The organism is Teichococcus rhizosphaerae (assembly GCF_002631185.1).
GTDB lineage: Bacteria > Pseudomonadota > Alphaproteobacteria > Acetobacterales > Acetobacteraceae > Pseudoroseomonas > Pseudoroseomonas rhizosphaerae.
In genome coordinates this window covers 116,687-142,723 of the sequence record NZ_PDNU01000002.1, presented here as the reverse complement: position 1 = coordinate 142,723, position 26,037 = coordinate 116,687, and the positions used below count along the sequence as shown (strand labels likewise).

General features: G+C 72.4%; 22 protein-coding genes. 6 read left to right on the top strand and 16 right to left on the bottom strand.

What is annotated here, in order from left to right:
- Position 1 precedes the first annotated feature (1 nt).
- Both CR162_RS01890 and CR162_RS01885 read right to left on the bottom strand, forming a co-directional pair.
- Positions 2–784 (bottom strand): DUF6065 family protein, encoded by a 783-nt coding sequence (locus CR162_RS01890; RefSeq protein ID WP_245870071.1) that lies wholly within the window; start codon positions 782–784, stop codon positions 2–4.
- Between the two features lie 47 nt (positions 785–831).
- On the bottom strand, positions 832–1,464 hold the full coding sequence (locus CR162_RS01885) for an aspartate/glutamate racemase family protein (RefSeq protein WP_099093829.1): 633 nt from the start codon (positions 1,462–1,464) through the stop codon (positions 832–834).
- A 283-nt stretch (positions 1,465–1,747) separates the two neighbouring features.
- Between CR162_RS01885 and CR162_RS01880 the strand changes: the two genes are divergently transcribed.
- The gene (locus tag CR162_RS01880) at positions 1,748–3,325 is read left to right on the top strand and encodes an ABC transporter substrate-binding protein (RefSeq protein WP_099093933.1); all 1,578 of its coding nucleotides are present in this window, start codon (positions 1,748–1,750) and stop codon (positions 3,323–3,325) included.
- Positions 3,326–3,372: 47 nt separating this feature from the next.
- Here the strand turns inward: CR162_RS01880 and CR162_RS01875 are convergent, their stop codons facing one another.
- Positions 3,373–4,569: a M20 aminoacylase family protein gene (locus CR162_RS01875; protein WP_099093828.1), complete on the bottom strand. Its 1,197-nt coding sequence runs from the start codon at positions 4,567–4,569 to the stop codon at positions 3,373–3,375.
- A 171-nt stretch (positions 4,570–4,740) separates the two neighbouring features.
- Between CR162_RS01875 and CR162_RS01870 the strand changes: the two genes are divergently transcribed.
- On the top strand, positions 4,741–5,058 hold the full coding sequence (locus tag CR162_RS01870; protein WP_245870070.1) for a hypothetical protein: 318 nt from the start codon (positions 4,741–4,743) through the stop codon (positions 5,056–5,058).
- Positions 5,059–5,103: 45 nt separating this feature from the next.
- Here the strand turns inward: CR162_RS01870 and gltX are convergent, their stop codons facing one another.
- Complete coding sequence (gene gltX / locus CR162_RS01865) at positions 5,104–6,498, bottom strand: glutamate--tRNA ligase (RefSeq protein WP_099093827.1); 1,395 nt, start codon at positions 6,496–6,498, stop codon at positions 5,104–5,106.
- Between the two features lie 79 nt (positions 6,499–6,577).
- Here gltX and CR162_RS01860 point away from each other — a divergent pair, with 79 nt between their 5' ends.
- Complete coding sequence (locus tag CR162_RS01860; protein ID WP_099093826.1) at positions 6,578–8,761, top strand: ComEC/Rec2 family competence protein; 2,184 nt, start codon at positions 6,578–6,580, stop codon at positions 8,759–8,761.
- On the opposite strand, the gene CR162_RS01855 is transcribed toward CR162_RS01860, so the two are convergent.
- The 5 genes from CR162_RS01855 to CR162_RS01835 all read right to left on the bottom strand — a co-directional run bounded on the left by CR162_RS01855 (position 8,755) and on the right by CR162_RS01835 (position 15,061).
- Complete coding sequence (locus CR162_RS01855; protein WP_099093825.1) at positions 8,755–9,489, bottom strand: LexA family protein; 735 nt, start codon at positions 9,487–9,489, stop codon at positions 8,755–8,757. The genes CR162_RS01860 and CR162_RS01855 overlap by 7 nt on opposite strands.
- A 272-nt stretch (positions 9,490–9,761) precedes the next feature.
- Positions 9,762–10,535, bottom strand: a complete 774-nt coding sequence (locus CR162_RS01850; RefSeq protein WP_099093931.1) for a FadR/GntR family transcriptional regulator — start codon at positions 10,533–10,535, stop codon at positions 9,762–9,764.
- A gap of 131 nt (positions 10,536–10,666) precedes the next feature.
- The gene (locus CR162_RS01845) at positions 10,667–13,603 is read right to left on the bottom strand and encodes an ATP-binding protein (RefSeq protein ID WP_099093824.1); all 2,937 of its coding nucleotides are present in this window, start codon (positions 13,601–13,603) and stop codon (positions 10,667–10,669) included.
- 1 nt (position 13,604) lies between these two features.
- On the bottom strand, positions 13,605–14,726 hold the full coding sequence (locus CR162_RS01840) for a TRAP transporter substrate-binding protein (protein WP_099093930.1): 1,122 nt from the start codon (positions 14,724–14,726) through the stop codon (positions 13,605–13,607).
- Between the two features lie 62 nt (positions 14,727–14,788).
- Complete coding sequence (locus tag CR162_RS01835; protein ID WP_099093823.1) at positions 14,789–15,061, bottom strand: hypothetical protein; 273 nt, start codon at positions 15,059–15,061, stop codon at positions 14,789–14,791.
- Positions 15,062–15,148: 87 nt separating this feature from the next.
- Here CR162_RS01835 and CR162_RS01830 point away from each other — a divergent pair, with 87 nt between their 5' ends.
- The gene (locus CR162_RS01830; protein WP_245870069.1) at positions 15,149–15,916 is read left to right on the top strand and encodes a glycerophosphodiester phosphodiesterase; all 768 of its coding nucleotides are present in this window, start codon (positions 15,149–15,151) and stop codon (positions 15,914–15,916) included.
- A 35-nt stretch (positions 15,917–15,951) separates the two neighbouring features.
- Here the strand turns inward: CR162_RS01830 and mepA are convergent, their stop codons facing one another.
- The 7 genes from mepA to CR162_RS01795 form a co-directional block, all read right to left on the bottom strand.
- A complete protein-coding gene (gene mepA, locus CR162_RS01825; RefSeq protein ID WP_245870068.1) occupies positions 15,952–16,749 on the bottom strand; it encodes a penicillin-insensitive murein endopeptidase in 798 nt (265 codons plus the stop codon).
- A 56-nt stretch (positions 16,750–16,805) separates the two neighbouring features.
- Positions 16,806–17,096, bottom strand: coding sequence for a hypothetical protein (locus CR162_RS01820; RefSeq protein WP_099093821.1), 291 nt, complete (start codon positions 17,094–17,096; stop codon positions 16,806–16,808).
- Between the two features lie 29 nt (positions 17,097–17,125).
- Positions 17,126–18,502, bottom strand: coding sequence for an HlyD family type I secretion periplasmic adaptor subunit (locus CR162_RS01815; protein ID WP_099093820.1), 1,377 nt, complete (start codon positions 18,500–18,502; stop codon positions 17,126–17,128).
- The gene (locus tag CR162_RS01810; RefSeq protein ID WP_099093819.1) at positions 18,499–20,262 is read right to left on the bottom strand and encodes a type I secretion system permease/ATPase; all 1,764 of its coding nucleotides are present in this window, start codon (positions 20,260–20,262) and stop codon (positions 18,499–18,501) included. Before CR162_RS01810 ends, CR162_RS01815 begins: the two co-directional genes overlap by 4 nt.
- Positions 20,263–20,267: 5 nt before the next feature.
- The gene (locus CR162_RS01805) at positions 20,268–20,687 is read right to left on the bottom strand and encodes a hypothetical protein (protein ID WP_099093818.1); all 420 of its coding nucleotides are present in this window, start codon (positions 20,685–20,687) and stop codon (positions 20,268–20,270) included.
- Positions 20,688–20,821: 134 nt separating this feature from the next.
- Positions 20,822–21,826: a glycosyltransferase gene (locus CR162_RS01800; RefSeq protein ID WP_099093817.1), complete on the bottom strand. Its 1,005-nt coding sequence runs from the start codon at positions 21,824–21,826 to the stop codon at positions 20,822–20,824.
- Positions 21,827–21,864: 38 nt separating this feature from the next.
- A complete protein-coding gene (locus CR162_RS01795) occupies positions 21,865–22,314 on the bottom strand; it encodes a GtrA family protein (protein WP_099093816.1) in 450 nt (149 codons plus the stop codon).
- 130 nt (positions 22,315–22,444) lie between these two features.
- On the opposite strand from CR162_RS01795, the gene CR162_RS01790 reads away from it, so the two are divergent.
- A complete protein-coding gene (locus CR162_RS01790) occupies positions 22,445–24,052 on the top strand; it encodes an ABC transporter substrate-binding protein (protein ID WP_099093815.1) in 1,608 nt (535 codons plus the stop codon).
- Between the two features lie 324 nt (positions 24,053–24,376).
- A complete protein-coding gene (locus CR162_RS01785; RefSeq protein ID WP_245870067.1) occupies positions 24,377–25,945 on the top strand; it encodes an ABC transporter substrate-binding protein in 1,569 nt (522 codons plus the stop codon).
- The last annotated feature ends 92 nt before the right edge of the window (positions 25,946–26,037 follow it).

Genomic DNA, 26,037 nt, shown 5'->3' with positions numbered 1-26,037 from the left:
CTCAGCCTTCCGGCGCGGGGAAGGGCCGGGCGCGCGGCCGCGTGGGATGGCCGGCGGCGCGCTGGCCGCGATGGTAGTCCCGCTGCCAGCCCTCCGCGCGCTCGGGGCTGCCCGGCTGCTTCAGGGCGGCGTTGAAGCGGCCGCGGCTGGCGCTCCAGGCGGCATGGGCGGCGGCCAGCTCGGGGTTCTCGGCCAGCCGGCGGGTTTGCGGCACGGTGCGCGCCAGCAGGTCCCGCGGCAGCGGGAAGAAGAACGCCACCGCCTCGCCCGGCAGGAAGCGGACCACATGGTTGGGGCGGGTGAAGCGCCAGTTCATGGTGAAGCCCATTGGCGACCAGTCGGTCTCGACGAGGCCGGTGAGGGGGGCGATGCCATCCTTCGGCGCGTTGGGCGGGCCGCTCACCCACAGCACCTGGCCCGGCGCGGTGCGCAGCAGCACCGGTAGCGGGAAGGTGAGCACGCCATGGCCGAAATGGCTGGCCGGCGCCAGCCCGCCCGGCTTCAGCACCCGCAGAACCACGTCCTCCGGCGAGGGGCCGCCGGTCCACCACGCCTCGAAGCCGGTCTGGCCCTGCACCTCCCAGCCATGGCCGTTGGCCGCCGTCAGCGGCAGGCAGCGATAGGCGAAGCCGTCCGGCGTGTCGTCCATCCAGCCACGCCGCGTGCTGGCGGGCCGCAGCGGCGGCAGGGGATGGCCGTCGAGCCGGTAGGCGGTCAGGGTTGGGCCAGGTTGGGAAAGGTCGGGCTGGACAGGATCGGGCTGGGCAGGATCGGGCTGGGGCATGGAGCCAGCCTGCCATGCGGCGGGTTACCGCATGGTTGGCCCGGGCTTCAGCCTTCCAGCAGGCGGCGCATCTTGCGCACGGCGCTGTCCGGCGTGGTCAGCACCGGAAGGCCGGTGGCTTCGGCCACGCGGGGCGCGGCGCGCGCCAGGCTGAACTGCGCCAGCGCGATGACGTCGCAGCCCGCGAGCCGCTTCGCCGCCTCGGCGGCCAGGCGGTCATGCGCGTCCATGTCGCCCGCGTCGAGCGCGGCCAGCGCCCCCTCGGCGAGGCAGGGCACCACCTCCACGCCCGGCGGGAACTCGCGCGGCATCGAGTCGAGCGCCGGCCCGAAGGTGGCGAGCAGGCCGATGCGCCGCCCCGCCGCCACCGCTTCCTCGATCATCGCCTCGTTGGGCTTCAGCACGGGCATCGGTGCGAGGCGCCCGGCCACGGCTTCCAGGCAGGGACCGAAGGCCGAGCAGGTGAACAGGATGCCGCGCGCGCCCGTGCCCACCGCGTAGTCGGCCAGCGCCTGGAAGCGCGCCGTTATCGCCGGCGTCAGCTGGCCTTCCCTCGCGAGGTCGGCGGAGAGGCTGTCATCCAGCAGGTTCATCGACCGCGCTTCCGGCCAGAGCCGGGCCAGCGCCGCCTCGATGGGAGGCGGCGAGTGCCGCAGGGCATGGATCAGGGCAAGCCGCATCGCTTCAACCTCGCAGAACAGCCAGGGCGACCGGGGAGGGTGACGGCACCGGCGCCACCGCCCGGCCGGGGCCAGTGGCGGCAGAAAAGCTGCATTCCGCCCGCCCGTCCAGCCACCGCTCGGAGGGTGGCCGGGGAGGCGGGCCGTTGGAGGGGCGGGGGCTGCCCGGCGTTGACAGCGCCCCCGTGCGGCTGATCCAGTGGCGGGCAGAACAAGAAAAACGGCCAGCACGGCCGACATGACCGGCGTGGCGATGCCGCGCGCCGGAACGGGAGATTTCACGATGCGACGCACCGAACGGGCCGCCGCCGCCCTCCTCGTTTCCTTGGGCCTTGGCGCCGCCGCGCTGCCGGCCGGGGCGCAGACCCTGCGCCTGGCGGTCGCCGCCCCCGCCACCTCCTTCGATCCGCACTACCATACGCTCACGCCCAACGCGGCGCTGGCCGACCATGTGTTCGAGGCGCTGGTCGAGCGCACGCCGGACAGCCGCCCCGTCCCCGGCCTGGCCGAAAGCTGGAAGGCGATCGACGACCTGACCTGGGAGCTGAAGCTCCGCCGCGGCGTGAAGTGGCACAACGGCGAGGCGTTCACCGCCGAGGACGTGGTGAACACCCTCTCGCGCGTGCCGAAGGTGGCCAACAGCCCCGGCTCCTACGCCGTCTATACCCGCGGCATCACCCGCATCGAGGTGATCGACCCACACACGCTGCGCCTGCACACGGACAAGGTGCACCCGCTGCTGCCCACCGACCTGACGCAGGTGGCGGTGATCTGGCGCGGCCTGGGCGACGAGGTGGCCACTGCCGACTTCAATGGCGGCCGCGCGGCGATGGGCACCGGCCCCTACCGGCTGGAGCGCTACGACCATGGCAGCCGCGCCATGCTGGTGCGCAACGAGGCCTATTGGGGCGAGAAGCAGCCCTGGGAGCGGGTGGACTACCGCATGATCCCGAGCAACGGCGCGCGCGTGGCCGCGCTGCGCGCCGGCGACGTGGACCTGATCGACAGCGTGCCGACGCAGGATGTCGAGGGGCTCGCGAAGGAGAGCGGCATCCACATCTCGCGCGCCGACAGCCTGCGCAGCATCCTGATGCGCTACGACATGCGCGAGCAGACGCCCTATGTCGCCGGGCCGAACGGCGAGAAGCTGGACAAGAATCCCTTCCTCGACCGCCGCGTGCGCGAGGCGCTCTCCATCGCCATCAACCGCAAGGGCATCGCCGAGCGGGTGATGTCGGGCGCGGCCAACCCCACGGGGCAGATGATGCCGGCGGGAACCTTCGGCTACGCGCCGGACGTGCCGGCGCCGGCCTATGACCCGGCGCGCGCCAGGCAGCTTCTGGCCGAGGCGGGCTATCCGAACGGGCTGCAGATCACGCTGCTCGCGCCCAACAACCGCTACGTGAACGACGCCGTCATCGCCCAGACCATCGGCCAGATGTGGGCGCGCATCGGCGTCAAGCCGGTGGTGGACACCATGCCCGCCTCGGTGTTCTTCACCCGCACGGCGCAGCAGGACAACTCGATCGCGCTGAGCGGCTGGTCCAACACGACCGGCGAGCCCTCGGCCGGCATGCGCGGCCACTTCGCCACCCGCGACCGCGCCAAGGGCTGGGGCGCGGTCAACCACACGCTCTATTCCAACAAGGCGTTCGACGCGCTGCTGACCCAGGCGCTGGAAACGGTGGACGACGAGAAGCGCGAGGCGATGTTCCAGAGGATGGCGAAGATGATCGCCGACGACTTCGCCTACATCCCGCTGCACCACCAGGTGAACCTGTGGGCGATGCGCGACACGCTGGCGCACACCCCGCGCGCCGACGAAATGACCCGCGCGATGGACGTGAAGCCGCGCGGCTGACACCCTGAACGGGCCGGGGGAAAGGCAACTCCCCCCGGCCCATGGCCTCAGTCCTTCCGGCCGCCCAGCTCCTGCCGCACCAGGCTGACCCAGTAGCCGGCGCCATAGGGGATGGCGTCGTCGTTGAAGTCGTAGGTGGGGGTGTGCAGCCCTTCCGAGGTGGCGCCGCCCGCGCCCTGGCCCATGAAGATGAAGGCGCCGGGCCTCTGCTCCAGCATGTAGGCGAAGTCCTCGCCGCCGGTCACGGGCGGCGCGTCGGCCTGCACCATCTCCGCGCCGACCAGCGCGGCGGCGGCGCCGGCGGCGAGGGCGGTGTGCTCGGCGTGGTTCACCAGCGGCGTGCCGTTGCGGCGGTACTCCACCTCGGCCGTGCAGCCGAAGCTGGCGGCGAGGCCCTGCGCCAGCTCGGTCATGCGGCGCTCTATCGTGTCCCGCACGGCGGGGGTGAAGGAGCGCGCCGTGCCGCCCACGCGCATCTCGGCCGGCATCACGTTGGTGGAACCGAAGGAGCCGCCGGCGATGGCGCCGACGCTGATGACGGCGGAATCGACCGCCGCCACGTTGCGGCTCACCACCGTCTGCAACGCCATGATGAACTGCGCCTGCAGCACCGTGACATCGGTGGAGAGATGCGCCGCCGCCCCGCCATGCCCGCCCGTGCCGCGGAAGGTGACCACCCAGCGGTCCGGCGCCGCCATGAACGGGCCGGGGCGGATGGCGAACCGGCCGAGCGGCATCTCCGGCATGTTGTGCAGCCCGTAGACGGCATCGACGGGGAAGCGCTCGAACAGCCCGTCCGCCAGCATCGCCTTGGCGCCGCCGCGCCCTTCCTCGGCCGGCTGGAAGATGAACTGCACCGTGCCGCCGAAGTCGCGGTTGCCGGCGAGGTACTTCGCGGCACCCAGCAGCATGGTGGTGTGGCCGTCATGCCCGCAGGCATGCATCAGCCCCGGATTGGTGGAAGCATAGGGCTTGCCCGTCGCCTCGGTGATCATCAGAGCGTCCATGTCGGCGCGGAGCCCAATGGCGTGCTGGCCGGGCAGGCGGCCCTTCAGCGTGCCCACCACCCCGTGCCTGCCGACGCCCTCGGTCACCTCCAGCCCCCAGGCCCGGAGCCTGTCCGCCACCAGCGCCGCGGTGCGCTCCTCCTCCATGCCGATCTCGGGATGGGCGTGGATGTCCTGTCGGATGGAAGCCAGCTCGGGCTGCATGGCCCGCAGGCTGTTCAGAAGGCTGTCGTTCACTCGGTCCTACTCCCGGTTGCCCGGCGCGCGGCGGCGGGAAGCCGTCCGCACCTGTCGAAAGCGGCTAAATGAACCCGCGCGGCGCCGAGGGAAAGGGCCGGCGCGACAGGAATTGCCTGTCGCCGCGCGCGATCCTGCCGCATAGCGGGGAAGACCAGAGGAGCACGGCACATGATGGACAAGGACGCGCTGACGGCGTGGGCGCTGCGGAATGGCTGGGAGATGATCGGCGGCCATCCCAGCCTGGGCAAGCCGAACGCGCCCAAGGAGGCGATCGTGCGGCTGGTGCTCAAGGCGACGGTCGTCAACCTCGAGGTCAGGAAGCCGGCGGGGAAGTGGGAAAAGGTCGGCGGCGGCAGCTATGCCGGCGTGACGCCCCCGGAGGAGCCGGATGCGCTCCCAACGGGCCTGGGCTTCGAGAAGGTGCCCAGCATCACGAAGCTGATGCAGGACAGCCGCGACCGGAAGGTGTTCGCGTCCTTCGGCTGAGGCCAGCCAGGCCCGGGCGGCACGCCGCCGGGCCTGGCGTCCGGTTCAGGCGCCGGCGGCGGCGCGCATCCGCGCCAGGGCCTCGTCGCGGCCCAGCGCGAACAGCACCGCGTCGATCGGCGGCGACTGCGTGCTGCCGGTCAGCGCGGCGCGCAGCGGCTGCGCCACGGCGCCCAGCTTCATCTCCTTCACCTCGGCATAGTCGCGGAGCCACTTGTCGAGGTCGGCGCGCTCCCATGGCGCTTCCGAGAGGAACTCGGCGAGGTCGAGCAGGCGCGCCTTGGCCTCGTCGTTCAGCTGCGCCTGCGCCTTCGGCTCGAAGGTCAGGGGAATGCTGGCGATGGCGAAGCCGCACATCGAGGCCGCTTCCAGCAAGGTGCGGGCGCGCGGCTGGATATCGGGCATCAGCGCGCGGATGGTGGTGGCGGCGCCATGCGGCAGCGGCCCCTGGCGGCGCAGGATCTCCAGCACCCGGCCGGTGACGGCGTCGGCGTCCATCTGGCGGAGATACTGCGCGTTCAGGTGGGTGAGCTTGGCGTAGTCCATCCGGCTGGCGGCGCGGCCCACATCCTTCAGGTCGAACAGCGCGATGGCGCGGTCGCGCGGCACGAACTCCTCGTCGCCATGGCCCCAGCCGAGGCGGAGGAGGTAGTTGCACACAGCCTCCGGCAGAAAGCCCTGATCGCGGAACTCCAGCGCGCCCACCGCGCCATGGCGCTTGGAGAGCTTGGCGCCGTCCGCGCCATGGATCAGCGGGATATGGGCGAAATGCGGCCGCCGCCACCCCATGGCGTCATAGACCATCACCTGGCGGAAGGTGTTGGTCAGGTGGTCGTCGCCGCGGATGACATGGGTGATGGCCATGTCGTGGTCGTCCACCACCACGGCGTGCAGGTAGGTCGGCGTGCCGTCCGAGCGCAGGATGATCATGTCGTCCAGCTCGGTGTTCTGCACCCGGACCTCGCCCTGCACGAGGTCGCGGATCACCGTCTCGCCCCCACGCGGGGCCTTGATGCGGATGACGGGCTTCACGCCCGCCGGCGCCTCGGCCGGGTCGCGGTCGCGCCAGCGGCCATCGTAGCGCGGCGGGCGGCCTTCCTTCATGGCCGTCTCGCGCATCTCCGCCAGCTCCTCCGGCGTGCAGAAGCACTGATAGGCCTTGCCCTCGGCCAGAAGCTGGCGGGCCACCTCGGCGTGGCGGGCCTCCTGCGCGGTCTGCATCACCGGCGGCTCGTCCGGGCTGAGGCCGAGCCATTCCAGGCTGTCCAGGATCTGCCGCACCGCTTCCGGCGTGGAGCGGGCGCGGTCGGTGTCCTCGATGCGCAGCAGGTACTGCCCGCCATGGTGGCGCGCGAAGAGGAAGTTGAAGAGGGCGGTGCGCGCCCCCCCGATGTGCAGATACCCGGTCGGGGAGGGGGCGAAACGGGTGCGTACGGTCATTGCTCAGCCAATTCCTTCGAGCTGGTGCTTCTACCACCGCCGGGCCTTGCTGTAGAGTGCGCGTAATGGTTGATAAAATATGAACAATATTCCCGTTACTGCTGCGGCTTTGCGCGGCTTCGCCTGGCCCTGGGCGCGTCTGGCTTTCCTGCCCGCGCGGGCCGAGGCGTTGCTGGCGCCGGAATGGCAGCGGCTGCCGCTCTGGCTGCCCGTGGCGATGGGAGCGGGCGTCCTGGCCTATTTCGCCGGCCGCGCGGAGCCGGGCGCGGCCTGGCTCTGGCTGCCCTGGCCCCTGCTGCTGCTGGCGCTGCTGCTGGCATGGCGGGGCTGGCGGCTGGCCGGGTGGGTGGTGGCGCTGGCCGGCATGGCGGCGCTTGGTTTCGCGCTGCCGCTCTGGCACGCGGCACGCCTGCCGCCACCTTTGGAACTGCCCGCGCGGGCCGTGGTGGTCGAGGGCGTGGTGGAGGCGGTGGAGGCGCTGCCGCAGGGCCTGCGGGTGACGCTGGCCACGCCCGGCCTCGATGGCGGGGAGCCGCTGCCGCGCTGGCTGCGCCTGCGGCTGCGCGCCAACGATCCGCTGCGCCCCGTGCCGGGCGACCGCATCCGCGTGCGCTCCCTGGTGCGCGCCCCCTCCGCCCCGGCCTATCCGGGCGGCTGGGACTTCCAGCGGGAAGCCTTCTTCAAGGGGCAGGGCGGCTCGGGCTTTGCGCTCGGCCCGGCGGAAAGGCTGGCCGAGGCCGAAGCGCCGCGGCGCTTCGCCGCGCTGCGGGCCGGTATCGAGCACAGTGTCATGGCGGTGCTGCCCGGCGGGGCCGGCGCCATCTCCGCCGCGCTGCTGACCGGCGGGCAGAGCGCCATCCCGTCCGCCGACATCGCCGCGATGCGGGATTCCGGCCTGGCGCACCTGCTGTCCGTGTCCGGGCTGCACATCGCCATCGTCATGGGGCTGGGCTTCGGGATGCTGCGCTTCGCCGTGGCGCTCTGGCCTTGGCTGGCGCTGCGGGTGGAGGGCACGCGCATCGCCGCCGCGGGCAGCCTGCTGCTCGGCGCCGGATACCTGCTCCTGACCGGCGCGCAGGTGCCGATGCAGCGCAGCTTCGCCATGGCGGCGCTGGTCACGCTGGGGGTGCTGACGGGGCGGCGGGCGCTCTCGCTGCGCGCGTTGGCGGTGGCCGCGGTGGCGGTGCTGGCCTTCAACCCCGCCGCGCTGCTCGGCCCCTCCTTCCAGATGAGCTTCGCCGCCGTGCTGGTGCTGATCGCCGGCGCGGAGGCGATGGCACCCTGGCTGGCGGGGCTGCGCGCCGCGCCCGGCTGGTGGCGGCGGCCGGCGGCGCTGCTGCTCGGCATGCTGGCCACCTCCCTGCTGGCCGGCATCGCGACCACCCCCTATGGCCTGCACCATTTCGGCCGGCTGCAGCTCTACGGCGTGGTGGCCAACATGGTGGCGGTGCCGCTCACCTCCTTCCTGGTGATGCCCGCCGGCATGGCGGCGCTGGCGCTGATGCCGCTGGGGCTGGAGCATTGGGCCCTGGCGCCGATGGGCTGGGGAGTGGAGGCGGTGCTTCTGGTGGCCCGCGCCGTGGCCGGCTGGCCCGGCGCCGCGATCCAGGCGATGCCGATGCCGGGCTGGGGGCTGCTGCTGGCCTCGGCGGGGCTGGCATGGCTGTGCCTGTGGCAGGCACGCTGGCGGCTGCTGGGGCTGCCCATGCTGGCCGCCGGGCTGGCCAGCGGCGCCCTTGTCACGCCGCCCGACCTGCTGGTCTCGGCCGATGCGAGGCTGATCGCGCTGCGCACGTCCGCCGGCGTGGTGCTGCAGAAATCCAATGGCGGCTCGGCCTTTCTGCGCGATGCCTGGCTGCGCGGATGGGCGGAGGAGGAGGCGGAAGCCCTGGCCGCCGGCGAGGCCGCCGCGCCAGGGCTGGACTGCACCGCGCGGGCCTGCCGCTTCCAGCCCCACGCGGAGGGGCCGGTGGCGCTGCTGCTGCGCGCGCCCAAGGTTCGCAAGGGAGAGACGGCGCCACCCCTGCTGGCCACGCCATATTGTGCCGAGGGCGCGGCGCTGCTGGTGGCGGCGGAGCCGATCCGGGGCCGCTGCCCCGGCACGGCCCGGCTGGACCGCTTCAGCGTCTGGCGCAATGGGCCGCACGCCGTCTGGCTGCGGCCGGGCGAGGGGGCGGTGGTGGTCTCGGACCGCGCCTGGCGGGGGGTGCGGCCCTGGGTGCCGCCGCCGCCCCGCCCGCGCGCCGCTCCGGACGCTCAGTAGCGGCGCAGCAGCCCGACCAGCCGGCCCTGCACCTTGACGCGGTCCGGCCCGAAGATTCGGGTCTCGTAGCGCGGGTTGGCGGCTTCCAGCGCCACGGAGTTGTTGCGGCGGCGCAGGCGCTTCAGCGTCACCTCCGCGTCGTCCACCAGCGCCACGACCACGTCGCCGCTCTCGGCGGTGTCGCCCCGGCGGATGATCACCGTGTCGCCATCGAGGATGCCGGCCTCGATCATCGAATCGCCGGCCACCTCCAGGGCGTAGTGCTCGCCGCCGCCGAGCAGCCCGGCCGGCACGCCGACGCTGGTGCCCTGGTCGCGCAGCGCCTCGATCGGCTGGCCGGCGGCGATGCGGCCATAGAGCGGCAGGCTCACCGCCGCGGCCTCATCGGCCCCCTTGGCCACGCCGGCCAGGTTGGAGGCGAAATGGCCGCGGATGACATTGGCCGAGAAGCCGGGCCGGGGCGGCGCGGCCTCCTCCAGGAGCGCGGCGGCCGGGATGACCGCGGGGGCGGCGCCCTCCGGCAGCCGGATCACCTCCAGCGCCCGGGCGCGGTGCGCGCGGCGGCGCAGGAAGCCCCGCTCTTCCAGCGCGGTGATCAGGCGGTGGATGCCGGATTTCGAGCGCAGCTTGAGCGCGTCCTTCATCTCCTCGAAGGAGGGCGAGAAGCCGGTGCTGCGCAGGTGCCGGTCGATGAACATCAGCAACTCATGTTGCTTGCGCGTCAGCATTGGCGGGCTCCCTGCGGCCAGAACAGTGCCGCGAACAAAGCGGCAACCATTCCGGTGTTCTACGAAGGTTCCAGCGCGCCGGTCAACAAGCGAATGCCGTATTTTCCGCCACTTGGCCGCGGAAGCCACGGCGGAAGGCGGGTTTTTGCGCCTGGGGCACGGAAAGGCCGGCCCTTGCTTCCAAGCGGTGTCCGGGCGCCGCTTCCACCGCCTTCCCAACAACGCCGGCTTGCGCCCTGTTCCTGAAGCTTTAACGGAGCCTTTTGCGCCTCTCAGCCGGGCTGGGACAGGGCAAGCCGCCCGGCCAGCCGCGCGTAGCGGTCGCGGCTGGAGGTCAGGTGGCGGCGCATGGCGGAGCGGGCGGCGGCGGCCTGCCCGGCCTGGATGGCGGCCGCGATTCGCGCATGCTCCTCCCGTACCCGCGCCAGATAGGCCGTGCGCGCCGACGGCTCCTCCAGATAGGGCCGCACCGTCTGGCGCGGGATCAGCATCGGGCCCAGGAATTCCAGGAAGCGCGGAAAGAAGCTGTTGCCCGTGGCGGCGAAGATGGCGCGGTGGAACTCCAGGTCCTGCGTCACCGCGCTCTCGCCGGCATCCACGGCACGGTCGAAGGCGGCGGCGGCCTGGATGATGCGCTCCAGCGCCGCCATGTCGCGCCGCTCGGCCGCGAGGCCCGCCGCCTCGGTCTCGATGGCGATGCGCAGCTCGATCACCTGCAGCACGTCGTTGAGGGAGCGCATCTCGCCGGGGTCGATGCGTACCTGGCCGCGCGCGGCCGGATCCGCCACGAAGGCGCCGACACCCTGGCGCGTCAGCACCAGCCCCTCGGCGCGCAGCGCGGCCACCGCCTCGCGCACCACGGTGCGGGAAACGCCGGCCTGCCGCATCAGCGCCTGCTCGGTGGGCAGGCGGTCGCCCGGGCGCAGCCGGCCGGCGCGGATCTCGGCGGCGAGGCGGCGGACCAGCTCCGCCGTCAGGTTGGCCGGCGGCGCGAGCGGTGCCAGTTCGATCCCAGGCGCGGCCTCGGCCTCGCTGCGTCCGTCCATGGTGATGACCTCCTCATCCGGCCGCGGAGGGCCCCAGGACATCATCTTATCCTATGGGGCAGGGCGGGGCGAGGGCCGGCCCGGCGCAGCGCCTGCCCGGGTCTGCGCCGTGCCGCGCCGTCGGGGGCGGCTCAGTCCTCGGCGGCGGATTGGAAGGAGGATTGGCCGAAATGCCGCTCCACCCAGTCGCGCAGCGCCGGCACCGTCGCCTCCAGCGTCGCCTGCACCCGGGCCAGCGGCTCCTTGGGGGAGCCAGCCTCCGCCACGTTGCGCTGAAGCTCCTCCAGCGCCCGCGCCAGGCGCCGCGCTCCGATGGTGCGGGCCACGCCCAGCAGCCGGTGGGCGGTGACGCGGATCTCGCCCACCTCCGGCGCCTGCAGCAGCGTCGCCACCCCCTTCTGGCCGCGCCCCAGCTCGGCCACGAACTCCCACAGCACGGCGCTGGCGGCGGGGCCGAGATCCGCGGCCAAGGCGGCGCATGCGGTGGTGTCGATCAGCACGGCCTGTTCCAGCGCCTCGTCGGCCTGCGGGGCGGCGGCGGGGCGGGCGCGGCGCTCATCGGCGTATTGCTGCACCAGCCGCAACAGCGTCTCGCGGTCGATCGGCTTGGCCAGGTGGCCATCCATGCCGGCGGCGCGGCAGGCTTCCACCTGCTCCGGCATGGCCGATGCGGTCACCGCGATGACCGGCAGCCGTCCCCGGGGCGGGGGCAGGGCACGGATGCGGCGGGTGGCTTCCAGCCCGTCCATCACCGGCATCTGCAGGTCCATCAGCACCAGGTCGAAATTGCCCTGCTCCACGGCGGAAAGCGCCACGGAGCCGTCCTCGACGCAGGTCACGTGGTGGCCCGCGCTGGTGAGCATGGCCCGCGCCACCAGCCGGTTGGCCGGCACGTCGTCCGCCACCAGCACCTGCAGCGGGGCGGGGGGCGCGGCGTCGGGCTCGGGGAGAGGCGGCAGGGAGGAGGCCGGCGCGGGCAGGGCGGGGGCGGGCAGGGCGGCCGGCAGCGGCAGCTCCACCCAGAAGGTGGCGCCGCGCCCGGGCGGGCTGTCGCAGCCGATGCGGCCGCCCATCAGCTCCGCGAGCTGCGCCGCGATCGCCAGGCCGAGCCCGGTGCCGACGCCGCCCTCGGGCGTCTGCGCCCCAGGGCTGGCAAGCTGCACGAAGTCGCGGAACAGCAGGTGCTGCTGCTCGGGCGGCACGCCGGGGCCGGTATCCTCCACCTCGAGGCGGATGCCGTCCGGCGACGAGATCGGGCAGGTCCGCAGCGTCACCCGGCCGCCCGAGGGGGTGAACTTCACCGCGTTGGAAAGCAGGTTCAGGATCAGCTGGCGCAGCCGCATCGCATCGGCCAGCACGCTGGAGGGAGTGTCCGGCGCCACCTCCAGCGAGAAGCGCAGCGACTTGCGCTGCACCTCGGGCGTCAGCAGCGCGGCACTGCGCTCGAGCAGCGGCGCCAGCTCGGTGGGCGCGGGATGCAGCTCCAGCCGCCCGGCGGCGATCTTGGACAGGTCGAGCAGCCCGTTCACCAGCTCCAGCAGGTGGCGGGCCGCCTCGTGCAGGGTGCGGAGCTGGTCGCGCTGGTCGGCCGCCAGGCGCGGATCGTTCAGCAGCACCTGCGCGAAGCCCAGGATGCCGTTCAGCGGCGTGCGCAGCTCGTGGCTCATCCGTGCCAGGAACTGGCTCTTCGCCTCGCCAGCGGCGGCGGCGGCATCGCGCGCGGCGGCCAGGTCCTCCATCGCCCGCTTCAGCTCGGTGATGTCGGTGCGGATGCCCACCGTCCCGCCGCCCGGCGTCGCCCGCTCGGTGATCAGCACCCAGCGCCCATCGGGCAGCAGCCGCTCCATGGGTGGGTTGTCGCCCCGGTGCCAGCGCCGCATGTCGGCCAGGAAGGCATCGAGGTCATCGCCCGCCTGCGGGTACTGGCCGCGCAGGAAGCCCTCCCGCATGATGTCCTCGAAATGCGCGCCAGGCTCGATGAAGGGGACGCTGACGCGGTAGAAATCCTTGTAGCGCGCATTGCAGGCGACGAGCCGGTCGTCCGCGTCCCACATGACGAAGCCATCCGTCATGGAGTCCAGCGCGTTCTCCAGCATGGCGCGCCAGCGGATGCGCTCCGCCTCCACCTTCTCGCGCTGCCGCATCGCCAGCAGCAGGGCGCCGCACAGCGCCGCCACCAGGGCCGCGAAGCCGAGCGAGATCAGCATGGCGCGGAAGCGCTCCTTCTCCCAGTCGGCCAGCGCCGCGGAGAGCTTCATGCTCGCCAACAGGGAAAGGGAGGGATAGAGCAGGGGCCGCACCGCCGAGATGGCGCGCCCGCTCTCGAAGCGGCTTTCCGTCTCGATCACGTCCGAGCCGGCGGCCTCCTGCAGGCGCTGCGCCGTGCTGGGGCTGAGCTGCGTGCCGATGCGCGTCTCGTCATGCGGCAGGCTGGCCAGCAGCGTGCCGTCCTCGCGCTCCAGCGTGATGCGCAGCCCCGCTCCCTCGCCGCCCACCGCGAGCAGCGTGCCGATCACGGGCACCGGCATCTCCGCCACGGCCAGCAGCATGCCATGGCCGGGCAGGCTGACGCGGCGCGCCATGAACAGGGACCACTCGCCCGTGGCGGGGTTGCGGAACGGCCCGCCGATCAGCACGGCGCCGGGACGCGGCGCGCTTTCGAGGAAGCTCCTGTCCATCGCCAGCGGCAGCGGACGGCGGCGCGAGACGGCGAGGCCGGTGGAAAGCGGGACGCCGTCCGGCCGCACCAGCATGATGTCGCGGAAGGTGAAGTTCTGGTTGTTCAGCTCGCGCAGGATGCGGTCGATGCGGGTGCTGTCCAGCTGGCCGTCGGTGGCGATGGGGGTGAGGATGGCGGGCAGCCCCGCCAGCACCGCGTCCACCTGCACGAAGTTCCGGTTCAGCGAGGCCTCGACGGCACGGGCGATGCGCTGGACGGTGTCACTGGCGACACCCATCGCCGCCTCGCGCGAGCGGCCGATCAGCAGGGCGGTGGCGAACCACTGGGCCAGCAGCAGGGCGATCGCGGCCAGCAGGACCGCCAGGCGGATCCGTCGGAAATGCGGCATCTCAGTCCGGCCGCGCCAGGATGCCGAGCGACGGCCCGAGATAGGTGTTCCACGCCTGCGAGCAGCCCTCGCCGCAACGGTCCACCCAGCGGGGCAGCACCGTCTCGATCAGCAGCTGGCGCCGGCGGAGCTGGTCGGCCGGCGTCACCGGCACCACCGTCATGCGGCCGGTCCGGCCGGTCGAGCAGCTGGGGCGCCCGGCGCTGCAATCGATGCCCTCGCCCGTCTGCTGCGCGGCGGCGTTCCAGATGGACGCCTCAAGCTCCTCCAGCCCCTTGCGGATGGCGCCGCGCACATCGTCCGGCAGCGCGTCCCAGACCGCCTTGTTGGCGCCGAACATCGAAACCCCCCAGGTCAGGGCCATGCTGTGCAGGTGGCTCGTCACCTCGTGCAGCCCGATGGTGTAGCCGGAGAGGGTGCCGGTGACGGCGCATTCCACCACGCCCGCCCGCATCGCCGGCACCATGTCGGCGAAGGGGATCACCACGGAGGTGGCGCCCAGCGCCTCGAACATCTCCGCCTGCCCGACGGAGGAGGTGCGCACCCGGCGCCCCGACAGGTCGCTGAGCCCGTTGAAGGGGCGGGTGCACCAGGTGACCTGCGCGGGATAGGTGTAGATCGACAGCAGCTCGACCCCGTAGCGCTCCTGCAGGATGTTGCGCAGATGGGGGCGGTAGAGCCGCACCGTCTCGCGCAGCCGGTCGATGTCGGGGTTGAGCGCCGGCAGGTCGACGGCGTTGAACTCCGGCTCCTCGCTGGACACCACCGCGACGAGCGCCGTGCCGAAGGGCACCACGCCAAGCCGCATCAGCGGCAGGATCTCCTCCGCCCGGAATCCGGCGCGGTCGAAGGGGGTGATCTCCGCCGTGACCCGGCCATGGGTCAGCTCCGTGACGCGGTGGCGCCAGAAGGGCTCCTCATACTGCGTGTATTGCGAGACCCCGGCGAGGCCGCCCACCACCTTCAGGCTGATGACGTCCGGCCCCTCCGCCGCCCTGGCGGGGGCGAAGGAAAGGGTGAGCGCGGCCAGGGCGGAGGCCGCGAGGCGCAGCGCCGCCCGGGCCAGCCTGGCCGGAGCGCGGCGCCGCGGAGCGGGATGCGGTGCCGGCGGCGCGGGAGGCATGCCTGGCTCCGGCAGGGCGGGGAAAGGCAGGAAATCCGGCCTGGGCTCCGGCATGCGCGGCATCAGGAGAGCCGGGTGCGGAGCCACTCGCCGGCCTCCGCCGAGAGGCCGTCCCAGTTCGCGGTGGTCACCGGGGTGACGAGCAGGGCGCCGTCCAGTCCGGCGCGGCGCATCGCGCCCCGCAGATGCTCGACCAGGTAGCGCGCCGACACGGCGCTTTCCACCAGCAGGGAGCCAGGCAGGGTGAGGTGCGACTCTGCCAGCTGCCAGACGGCATCCTCAAGTGCGAGGGCGCCATCCGCCGACTGATCGTGGGCAACCAGCAAGAGGGGCATGTCACGACCTCCCGGAGAGTTTCAACCAATTGTACAAGGCCACACAGAGTTGCGCCAGAAGCCATGCTGCGGCAGAGACACTGCCCCATGTCCGAGAACATGCCCCATACGGCCGCCCGCACCGCCATCGTGAGCCATCGCGGCGGCGCCTTCCTTTGGCCCGAGAACAGCCTGGAAGCCTTCCGGAACACCCTGTCCCTGCCGGTGGAGCAGGCGGAATGCGACGTGCATCTTTCCGCCGACGGCGTGCCGGTGGTGATCCACGACGCCACGCTGAACCGCACCACCGAGGGCGGCGGCCCGGTGGCGGAACGGGCGGCGGCGGAGCTTTCCGCGCTGCGCCTGCGCGGGGCCGGGGCCACGGGTGGCCGCGTGCCGCTGCTGTCGGAGGTCGCGGCGCTGTTCCGCGGCAGCGCCATGCAGTTGCAGGTGGAGCTGAAAGGCGTGCCCGGCCGGGCGCCCGACCCCGCCCTGCTGCCCCGCGCCCTGGCGGCGCTCGATGCCGCCGGCATCCGGGCGCAAAGCCGGATCATCGCCTTCGAGGCGCCGCTTGCGGCGGCGGCGCTGCGGGCGGGCGGCCTGGCTGGCGTCATCTGGCTGTTCGAGCCGGGGCTGCTGGGCCAGATCGGGGCGGAAGGCGTGGTGGGGGTGGCGCGCGCCCATGGCTTCGACATGGTGGAGACCCACATCGCCGCACTCGATGAGGCGCTGATGGCGAGGCTGCGCGCGGCCGGGCTGAAGGTGGGCGTGTGGGGCGCCAACCACGCTGCGCAGATCGAGCGTGCCCTGGCGCTGGGGGTGGAGGCAATGGCGACCGACGACCCCGTGCTGGCGCTGCGCCTGCGCGGGAGCTGAAGGAACGCCTTCCAGGGCTTTGTTCCTGAAGTTCTTTAAGGGGCCGACAGGACAGCCGCGCAGGCGGCCGGAAGGACCGGCGGCGGCGCCGGGCTGTGGGCGCGCGGCGGCGGCTGGCGTGCCTCGGGGGTGAACCACCATGCCAGGCTGGCGTCGCAGCCATCGCCCTGGGGCACGGGCGCCTGGGGCTGGCAGCCGGGCTGGCCCTCCGGGCAGCGCAGCCGGACATGGAAGTGCGAATCGTGCCCCCGCCATGGCCGGACGCGCCGCAGCCAGGAGGCGCCCGGTGCCACCTCGCACAGCGCCTGCTTGATCGCCGGGTTGACGAAGATCCGGTCCACCGCCGGGTGCTCGGCGGCGAGGCGTATGAGCGTGGCATGGGCGGGAGTGAAACGCGCCGGGTCCACCGCCAGCCCATCCGGCCGCACGACGGAGGGAACCTCGATCCGCTCGCGCGCGGCGGGTGGCAGGGCGGGCTTCGGGTTCAGGTCGAGCCAGATGTCCACGTCGAGGCCGATCTGGTGGCTGGCATGGCCCCAGGGCATCGGCCCGCCGCGCGGCTGGCCGAGATCGCCGATCCAGAGCGGCGGCAGCCCGGCCGAGCGGGCCCGCCCGGCCAGCTCGCGCACATAGCCGACAAGCTGCGGATGGCCCCAGAAGCGGTTGCGCGACAGCCGCACCACCTGCCAGCCCGGCCCATCAGCCGGCAGCGCGACGGCACCCGCGATGCAGCCCAGGCCGTAGCCGCCGGCAATGCGCGCCGGGCCGCCCGTGGGCCGGGAGGCCGCGGCCCAGCCCGCCGGCCCCTGGGCTGCCGCGCCACCCGGGAGCAACCCCGCGGCAAGGCCCGCCAGAAGCGCCAGCCGGAGGTGCCGCGCGGCGGGCAAGGTCAGCCGGAGAAGCGGAAGGAGCCGGGCACCGCCTGCGGCTCCGGCTGCTCCGCGGCGGGCTCGGCGGCGGCCGGCTGCTGCTGCGCCTGCTTCACCTTGGCGTCGATCTGCTTCAGCAGCGCCACCACGCTGTTGGCGAAGGCCGGCAGCTGCACCACCGGGATCATCAGCTGCCCGCAGGGCACCGGCTTTCCCTCCGAGCCGGTCTGCGCCAGCGTGATGCGGGTCACGCCGTAGTTGACGCTGGCCTCGAGGATGCCATCGGCGAACAGGACGGGCTTGTCGGACATCGGGGCGGGATACTCCTGAAACGCTGGGCTCACTGCTCGCGGAAGGCGCGGTGGAAGCTGTCGAGCACCGGTTGCATCATGTAGCGGAAGAAGCTGCGGCTTCCGGTCTGGATCTGCGCCTCGACCGGCATGCCGGGCCGCAGCGCCACATTCTCCAGCCGGGCGAGCTGCTCCGGCTCGATGACGATCTGCACGCGGTAATGGCTCATGCGCGTGCGCTCGTCCAGGGTGACGTCCTCGGCCACATAGGTCACCTCCCCGTGCAGGAAGGGCACCAGCCTCTGCTTGAAGGCGGGCAGCCGCACCTCGGAGTGCAGCCCGGGATAGACCACGTCGATGTCGGTGGGGGAGAGGCGCACCTCGGCCACCAGCCGGTCCTCGGCGGGGACGATCTCCATCACCGGCTCGCCCGCGCGCACCACGGCGCCCGGATTGAAGAAGCGGCTGCCGACGATGGTGCCGTCCTCCGGCGCCACGATCTCGCGCCGCTGCGCCACGTCATGCGCGGCCCGCAGCTTCTCCTCGACCTCGTTCAGGCGGTTGCGGGTTTCGCGCGCCTCGGCGGAGATCTCGGCCATCTGCTGGTCGCGCGTCTGGCGGATCTGGTTGCGCGCCTCCTCGACGGAGGCGTTGGCGCGCTCCACCTGGCCCATCAGGTCGACCATGTTGCCTTCAAGGGAGGCGACGTTGCGCTGCAGCGCCAGCAGGCGCGGCATCCGCTCCAGCCCCTGGCGCACCAGGGTCTGCACGTCCTGCTCCTCGCGCCGGATCAGCTCGAGCTGGCGGCGCTGGCTGCCGATCTGGCCCTGGGCGGAGGAGGCGGTGGCCTCGTGCTGGGCGATACGCGCCTCCAGCACCTGGAGCTGGCTGTTCAGATGCGCCCGGCGGGCGGAGAACAGGGTGCGCTGGCCGGTCATCGCCTCCAGCACGCGGGGGTCGGGGCTGGCGGCCAGCTCCTGGGGGAAGGCGATCTCGGAGGCGCCAGCGGCCTCGGCGCGCAGCCGCGCATCCTGGGCCAGCAGCGCCCAGCGCTGGGCGCGCAGCGTTTCCAGCCCGCTGCCGGACTGCACCTCGTCGAGCCGCATCAGCACCTGGCCGGCCTTCACCTTGTCGCCGTCGCGCGCCAGGATCTCGCGCACGATGCCGCCCTCCAGGTGCTGCACGGTGCGCCGGTTGCCCTCGCTGCGGATCTCGCCTGGGGCGATCGCCGCCTCGGCGAGCGGCGCCATGACCGACCAGGCGGTGAAGCCGCCGACGAACAGCACGGTGGCCATCAGCCCGAACAGCATGGTGCCGCGGGTGCGCGGGCGCGGCGCGTCCAGCGTCAGGTCGGGAGTGACGGGGGGAAGGGTGGAGGGGCCGGCCTTCTGCAGCTCGCCGCCCGGGGGAAGGGTGGTGACGCTCATGCCGCGCCTCCGCTGTTGGTGTTGGCGAGCCTCGGCTGGGCCGGGGGGGCGGCCACCTCGGCCGGGCGGGGGGGTGCCATCAGGCGCTTCAGCACCTCGGCGCGGGGGCCGAACATCTCCACGGCGCCGTCCTTCAGCAGCAGAACCTTGTCCACGCCCTGCACCAGGGCCGGGCGGTGCGAGACGAGCACCACGGTGGTGCCCTGGGCCTTCAGCGCGTCCAGCGCGCGCTGGAGAGCGGCCTCGGAATCGCCGTCCAGGTTGGAGTTGGGCTCGTCCAGCACCACCAGCTTCGGCCGGCCGAACAGGGCGCGGGCGAGGCCGATCATCTGCCGCTGGCCGCCGGAAAGGTGCTGGCCGCCCTCGCCGATCTCGGTGTCGTAGCCGGCGGGCAGGCGCAGGATCATCTCGTGGCAGCCCGCCATCCGGGCGGCGTCGAACACCGCCTCGGGCGTCGCGTCGCCCATGCGGGCGATGTTGCTCAGCACCGAGCCGTCGAACAGCTCCACATCCTGCGGCAGGTAGCCGACATGGCGGCCGAAATCCTCGCGCTGCCAGGTATAGACGTCGGCGCCGTCGAGCCGGACATTGCCGGCATTGGGCTGCAACGTGCCGATCAGCAGGCGGATCAGCGTGGTCTTGCCGGCGGCGGAGGGGCCGATGACGGCCAGGCTCTCGCCCGGCTGTAGGGTGAAGTTGACCCCCTTGATGATGGCCACCGCCGTGCCGGGCATGCCGTAGGAGACGCGCTCGACCGAAAGGCGGCCGACCGGCTCGGGCAGCGGCAGGCCGGGCGGGCGGATGCGCGGCAGGGCCAGGAAGGCGGAAAGGCGCTTCAGCGCCTGGCGGCTCTGCACCAGCCCCTTCCAGCCGCCGATCAGCTGCTCCACCGGCGCCAGCGCACGGCCCATGATGATGGAGCCCGCGATGGAGGCGCCCGAGGTGAGCTGCTGCTGCAGCACCAGATAGGCGCCGACGCCCAGGATGGCGAGCTGCACGGCGAGGCGGAAGAACTTGGTGGCCGAAAGCAGCAGGGCGGCGCGGTCGGCCGCCTTCTCCTGCGGCACCACGGCCTCGGACACGGCCTGGCGCCAGCGGCGCATCACCGAGGGGGCCATGCCCATGCTGTCGATCACCTCGGCGTTGCGGGCGATCGCGTCGGCGCGGCGCTGGCCGGCCATGCTGGCGGTGTTGGCCTCGCGCAGCAGGGCGGAGGTGGTCAGCTCGTTCACCAGGGTCAGGATGAACAGCAGCACCGCGCCGCCCAGGGCGATGAAGCCCATCACCGGATGGAGCATGAAGATGGCGGCGAGGTAGATCGGCACCCACGGCACGTCGTAGAGCGCCAGCGCGCCGGGCGAGCCGAGCCAGGAGCGGCAGAAGCCCAGGTCGCGCAGCGCCTCCATGCGGTAGGGGCGGCCGCGGAGCTGCGATTCCAGTGCGCGCTCGAAGCCCTCGGGCGCCACCCGCGCCTCGATCCAGGCGGCGCTGCGCTGCATGATGCGGCTGCGCACCGCCTCCAGCACCGCCAGCAGCAGCAGCGCCAGGATGGCGATGAGGCTGAGGAAGAGCAGGGTGTCGATGCTGCGGGTGGCCAGCACCCGGTCGAACACCTGCATCATGTAGATGGAAACGGTCAGCTGCAGCAGGTTCACCACGCCGCTGAACAGGCCGACGGCGATGAACTCCTTGCGGCAGGCGGCGATGGCGCGGGAAAGCGGGGTCACCGGCGCGGCGCCGGGGCGGGGGGCAAGGGCCATGGCGCTCAGCCCCGCGGCAGCGGAAGGGACAGGCCGAAGGCCTGGGCCAGCCAGGCCAGCAGGGCGAAGAGCGCGAGCCCCGCCAGCACCGCCGCCAGCACGGTCATGAAGCCCGCGGGCTGGCGCTGGCCGGCCAGCGCCTCGCGCGCGGCCTCGGCGCGGATGCGCTCGAGCTGGTTGTGCAGCCGGCGATAGGCCCAGTCATGCAGCAGCCGCTCGGCCTCGGCACGGCGGGCGGGAGCGGCCTCGGGCGTGGGGTCCGTGCCGGCATCGACGGCCAGGGCGTAGCTCAGGAGGGAAGGAAGCCGGTCCTCGGCGCCCGTGGGCCGGAAGCCTTCGGGCAGGCCGGAGGCGGAGATCGCGGTCGGTGTGGCGGAATCCGCCTGGGCGGCCGGCTCTGGCCGAAGACGCTGGGGCGCGGACATGTCCGGCTGGTACTCCAAACAAAGAAAGGCGCGGGCTTGGCAGTGCGCCGCAAGTGAGCACACCATACCGTGATGAGCGCGTCTAAGCACGCATCAATCGAACATCTTTGGAATTCCCTATAATACTGTAAAGCTTAAGTTTTCAATACTGGACCCATCTCAGGCGCCGTGTCCTCCGCCGCCGCCGCTTCCAGCGGCGGGGGCGCGGGAATGGCGAGATAGGCGATGCGCTTGGTTTCCTGCCGGCCGCGCGTCACCGTCTCCAGCACCAGGCCGACGGCCAGGGACAGGAAGGAAAGCAGCAGAAAGGCCACCGAGGCAACAAAGGTGGGCAGGCGCGGCACCAGCCCGCTCTCCAGGTAGGTGGACAGGACGGGCAGGAAGAAGCCGAGCGAGACCAGGAGCAGCAGCCCCCCCAGCGTGCCGAAGAAGGGCAGGGGCCGCTCCCGCTGCAACAGGCCGAGGATGGTGGAGAGGATGCGCATCCCGTCGCGCAGGGTGCGCAGCTTGGAGGTGGAGCCGGGCGGCCGGCTGGCATAGGCTGTCGCCACCTCTCCCACCGGCATGCGCAGCTCGAGCGCGTGGACGGTGAACTCCGTCTCCGTCTCGAAGCCGGTGGCCAGGGCGGGGAAGGATTTCACGAAGCGGCGCGAGAACACCCGGTAGCCGGAGAGCATGTCGCTGACGCGCCGGCCGAAGATCAGCCCGGCCAGCCCGGTGAGCAGCCGGTTGCCGAGCTGGTGGCCCGGCCGGTAGGCGGCCGCCTCGCGGGTGACGCGCAGGCCCGTCACCATGTCGAGCTGCTCCTCGCGCAGCAGGCGGATCATGGCGGGGGCGGCGCCGGGATCGTAGGTGCCGTCGCCATCGACCAGCACATAGATGTCGGCCTCGATGTCGGCGAACATGCGGCGCACCACATGGCCCTTGCCCTGGAGCGCCTCCCGCCCCACCCGGGCGCCGGCGGCGCAGGCCGCCTCGCGCGTCATGTCGCTGGAATTGTTGTCGTAGACAAAGACGCGGGCCTGCGGCAGGGCGTGGCGGAAGCCCGCCACCACGCCGCCGATCGCCACCGCCTCGTTGTGGCAGGGCACGAGGACGGCGATGCGCGGCGGTGGCGCGGCGGTGGCGTCAGTGGGCATGGTGGCGGTTCCGCGGGGCCAGATCCAGATGGGGCGGCTCAGGCGCCGCGGAAGACGAAGCGGCGGCTCAGCACGAAATTCCCCGTCATGCCCGCGAGCGAGCCCGCCGCCACCGCCAGCACGGGATGTGCCGCCGCCAGCGGCCACGACGCCACCAGGGCGGCATAGGTTCCGTAGTTCACCGCGAAGCCCACGAGGTTCACCAGCAGGAACAGCGCCCATTGCCGCGCCGCGCCGGCATGGCCCCCAGGGCGCCGCGCGGCGCGAAAGGTCCAGGCGCGGTTCAGCGCCCAGTTGCCGCTCGCCGCCGCGAGGTAGGAGAGCACCCGCCCGCCATACAGCCCCGCGCCGAGCCACAGCGCCAGATAGAGCGTCGCGGTATCGACCACGAAGCCGGCCGTGCCGACCACGCCGAAGCGGAAGGCCTGCCCGGCCAGCGCGGCGTGCCGGGACCAGTTCTGCGGAGGGCGCTGCGCGGGGCGGGGCATGCGGCGCGGGATAGGGCGGCGGCGGCGGCCTGCCAAGGCCGCGCGCGCAACATGCCTCTTGCACACGGACGGAGGCTCGGCTTCCCTTCGCCCACAGGAAGGGCCGAACCCTCCGGGGAGACCGAAAGACATGTATCGACGCCATCTGCTGGGCGCCACCGCCGGGCTGGCCGCCACGGCCGCGCTGCCCCGTTTCGCCATCGGCCAGGGGAGTGGAGGCGGCAGCGCCGCGAGGGTGCTGAAGTTCATCCCCCAGGCCGATCTCGCGGTGGCCGACCCGATCATCACCACCGCCTATGTGACGCGCAACCACGGCTACATGATCTGGGACACGCTGTACGGCTTCGACGAGGACTACAAGCCGCAGCCGCAGATGGTGCAGGGCCATGTCGTCGAGGAGGATGGCCGCCGCGTCACCATGACGCTGCGCGAGGGGCTGAGATTCCACGATGGCGAGCCGGTGCGGGCGCGCGACTGCGTGGCCTCCATCCAGCGCTGGGCGCGGCGGGACGCGCTGGGCCAGGTGATGATGACGGCGGTGGACGAGCTTTCCGCCCCCGACGACAAGACCATCCTGTTCCGCCTGAAGCGGCCCTTCCCGCTGCTGTTCGAGGCGCTGGGCAAGCCCGCCTCGCCGGTCTGCTTCATGATGCCCGAGCGGCTGGCCAGGACCGATTCCGCCACGGCGGTGAAGGAGATGATCGGCTCCGGGCCGTTCCGCTTCAGGCAGGATGAGCGCGTGCCGGGGGCGCGCATCGTCTATGAGCGATTCGCCGACTACGTGCCGCGCGCCAATGGCGCTGCGAGCTGGACGGCGGGCCCGAAGAAGGTGAACTTCGACCGCATCGAGTGGCATGTGATGCCCGACGCGGCGACCGCCGCCAACGCCATGCAGAACGGCGAGGTGGACTGGTGGGAGCAGCCGCCGGGCGACCTGCAGGCGCTGCTGCGCCGCAACCGCAACATCAACCTGGAGATCCAGGACCCGACGGGGCTGATGGCCATCGCGCGGTTCAACCACCTGCACCCCCCCTTCAACAACCCGGCCATCCGCCGTGCCCTGCTCGGCGCCGTCAACCAGGCCGATTTCATGACGGCGGTGATCGGCACCGACAAGAGCCTGTGGCGCGAGGGTGTCGGCGTTTTCACCCCCGACACGCCGCTGGCCACCGATGCCGGCATGGAGGCGCTGACCAGCCCGCGCGACTACGACAAGGTGAAGGCCGACCTGGCCGCCGCCGGGTACAAGGGGGAGAAGGTGGTGCTGATCGCCGCCGCCGACTTCCCCTCGCTGAACGCGCTGGCGCAGGTCGGCAACGACATGCTCCGGAAGTGCGGGGTGAACGTCGACTTCGTCTCGACCGACTGGGGCAGCGTGGTGCAGCGCCGCGCCAGCAAGGAGCCGCCGGAGAAGGGCGGCTGGAGCATGTTCTTCACCTTCTGGGCGGGGGTGGACATGTTCAATCCCGGCGTGCAGCAGGCGCTGCGCGGCAACGGCCAGAACGCCTGGTTCGGCTGGCCCACCGCGCCGCGGCTGGAGGAGCTGCGCAACGCCTGGTTCGAGGCGCCGGACCTGGAGGCGCAGAAGGCCATCGCGCGCGACATCCAGCTCCAGGCCTTCCAGGACGTGCCCTACCTGCCCTGCGGCCAGTACTTCCAGGCCTGGGCCTACCGGCGCAACCTGACGGGCGTGCTCAAGGGCCTGCCCATGTTCTGGAACGTGCAGCGGAGCGCATAGGCACCCGCCACGCATGGCGCGGGGAGCGAGGTTTCTCCGCCGCCCCGCGGCCAGCCTTGCGCGAAAGGCCTCCCCGCGAGGCCTTTCTGCATTTTTGTGCCGCGCGCGCGGCAACGGCGCTTGCAGCCGGCGCCGCTGCCTGATCCACTCGCAAAGGGGAGAGCGCGCGGACCTGGAAGATCCGGGCCGCGTTCAGGAAGGCGGAGATGCATCGCGGCATCCCGCCCGGCCGGCCACGCGCCGGCGCCGCCAGCACACGGAAGGAGAGGGCGCCCGCGCCCGGAACCCAAGGGGGTGGCAATGACGGATCTGTCTCGCAGAAGCATGCTGGGGGCTGGCGCGATGCTGGCGGGAATGGCGCTGCCGCGCCCGGGGCTGGCGCAGGGTGCCGCGTCCCGCACGCTGCGCGTGGTGCCGCAGGCCAACCTGACCAGCCTCGACCCGTTCTGGACCACCGCGGTGGTCACGCTGAACCACGGATACCTGGTCTACGATACGCTGACCGCCGTCGATGCCCGCAACCAGCCGCGCCCGCAGATGGCGGAGGGATGGGCGGTGGAGGATGACGGGCGGAGCTGGACCTTCACCCTGCGCCCCGGCCTCAAGTTCCACGATGGCGAGGCGGTGCGGGCGCGGGACTGCGTGGCCTCCATCGCGCGCTGGGCGAAGCGCGACGCCTTCGGCCAGGTGCTCTGGATGTCGGTCGACGAACTGTCGGCCCTCGACGACCGGCGGCTGCGCTTCCGGCTGAAGCAGCCCTTTCCCTACCTGGCGCTGGCCCTGGGCAAGAGCCCGTCGCCCGCCTTCATCATGCCCGAGCGGCTGGGGCAGGTGGACGCCTTCACCCAGATCCGCGAGGCGATCGGCTCCGGCCCCTTCCGCTTCCTGCCGGACGAGTGGAACCCGGGGCAGAAATCCGTGTGGGAGAAGTTCGCGGGCTACGTGCCGCGCGACGACGCGCCGGACGGGCTGGCCGGCGCCAAGCGGCCCCTGCTGGACCGCGTGGAATGGACGGTGATCAGCGACCCCGCCGTGGCATCCAGCGCCATGCTGACGGGCGAGCAGGACTATTGGGAATACCCGCTGCACGACCTGCTGCCGCTGCTCAGGCGCAACCGCGACCTGGTGGTGGAGCAGCGCCTTACCGAAGGCACCTATGGCTGCCTCCGCCTCAACCATCTGCAGCCGCCCTTCGACAACCAGGCCATCCGCCGCGCCGTGGCGATGGCGGTGGACCAGCGCGACTACCTGCGGGCGGTCGCGGGCGAGGCGCCCGATGCCTGGGGCGAGTGCCCGGGCGTCTTCACCTGCGGCTCGGCGCTGGAAACCGAGCAGGGCAGCGAGATCCTCAAGACGCGCAGCGTGGAGCGCGGGCGGGAGGCGCTGAAGGCCGCGGGTTATGCCGGCGAGAAGGTGGTGCTGCTAGCGCCAGGCGATTACCCGCAGATCAACGCCCTCTCCCTGGTCACGGCCGACCTGCTGCGCCGCCTCGGAATGAATGTCGAATTTGTTTCAACGGATTGGGGCACGCTGGTGCAACGGCGCACGAGCCGCGAGCCGGTGGACAAGGGTGGCTGGAGCGTGTTCCACACCACTTCTCTGGGCACCTCCTTGAACCTTCCGCCGATCCATCTGATGCTCCGTGCCAATGGGAAGGATGCATGGTTCGGCTGGCCGGATGACCCGGAGATCGAGCGGCTGCGCGCCGAGTGGCTGCGCGCGGGGGAGCCGGCCGAGGCCAAGCGCATCGGCGATGCGCTGAATGCCCGCGCCATGCAGACCATCCCCTACATTCCGCTCGGCTACTACTGGCAGCCCTCGGCCTGGCGGCGGACGCTGCGCGGCGTGCAGCGCTCGCCATCGACGGTGTTCTGGAACATCGAGAAGGCCTAGCCGCGCTCCTTCCGCGCGGCCCGGACAGGGTGGCACGATATGTGCTGGTCCGCCGCCAGCATCCCCCGGGCACAGGGCCGGGGGTCGGCGGA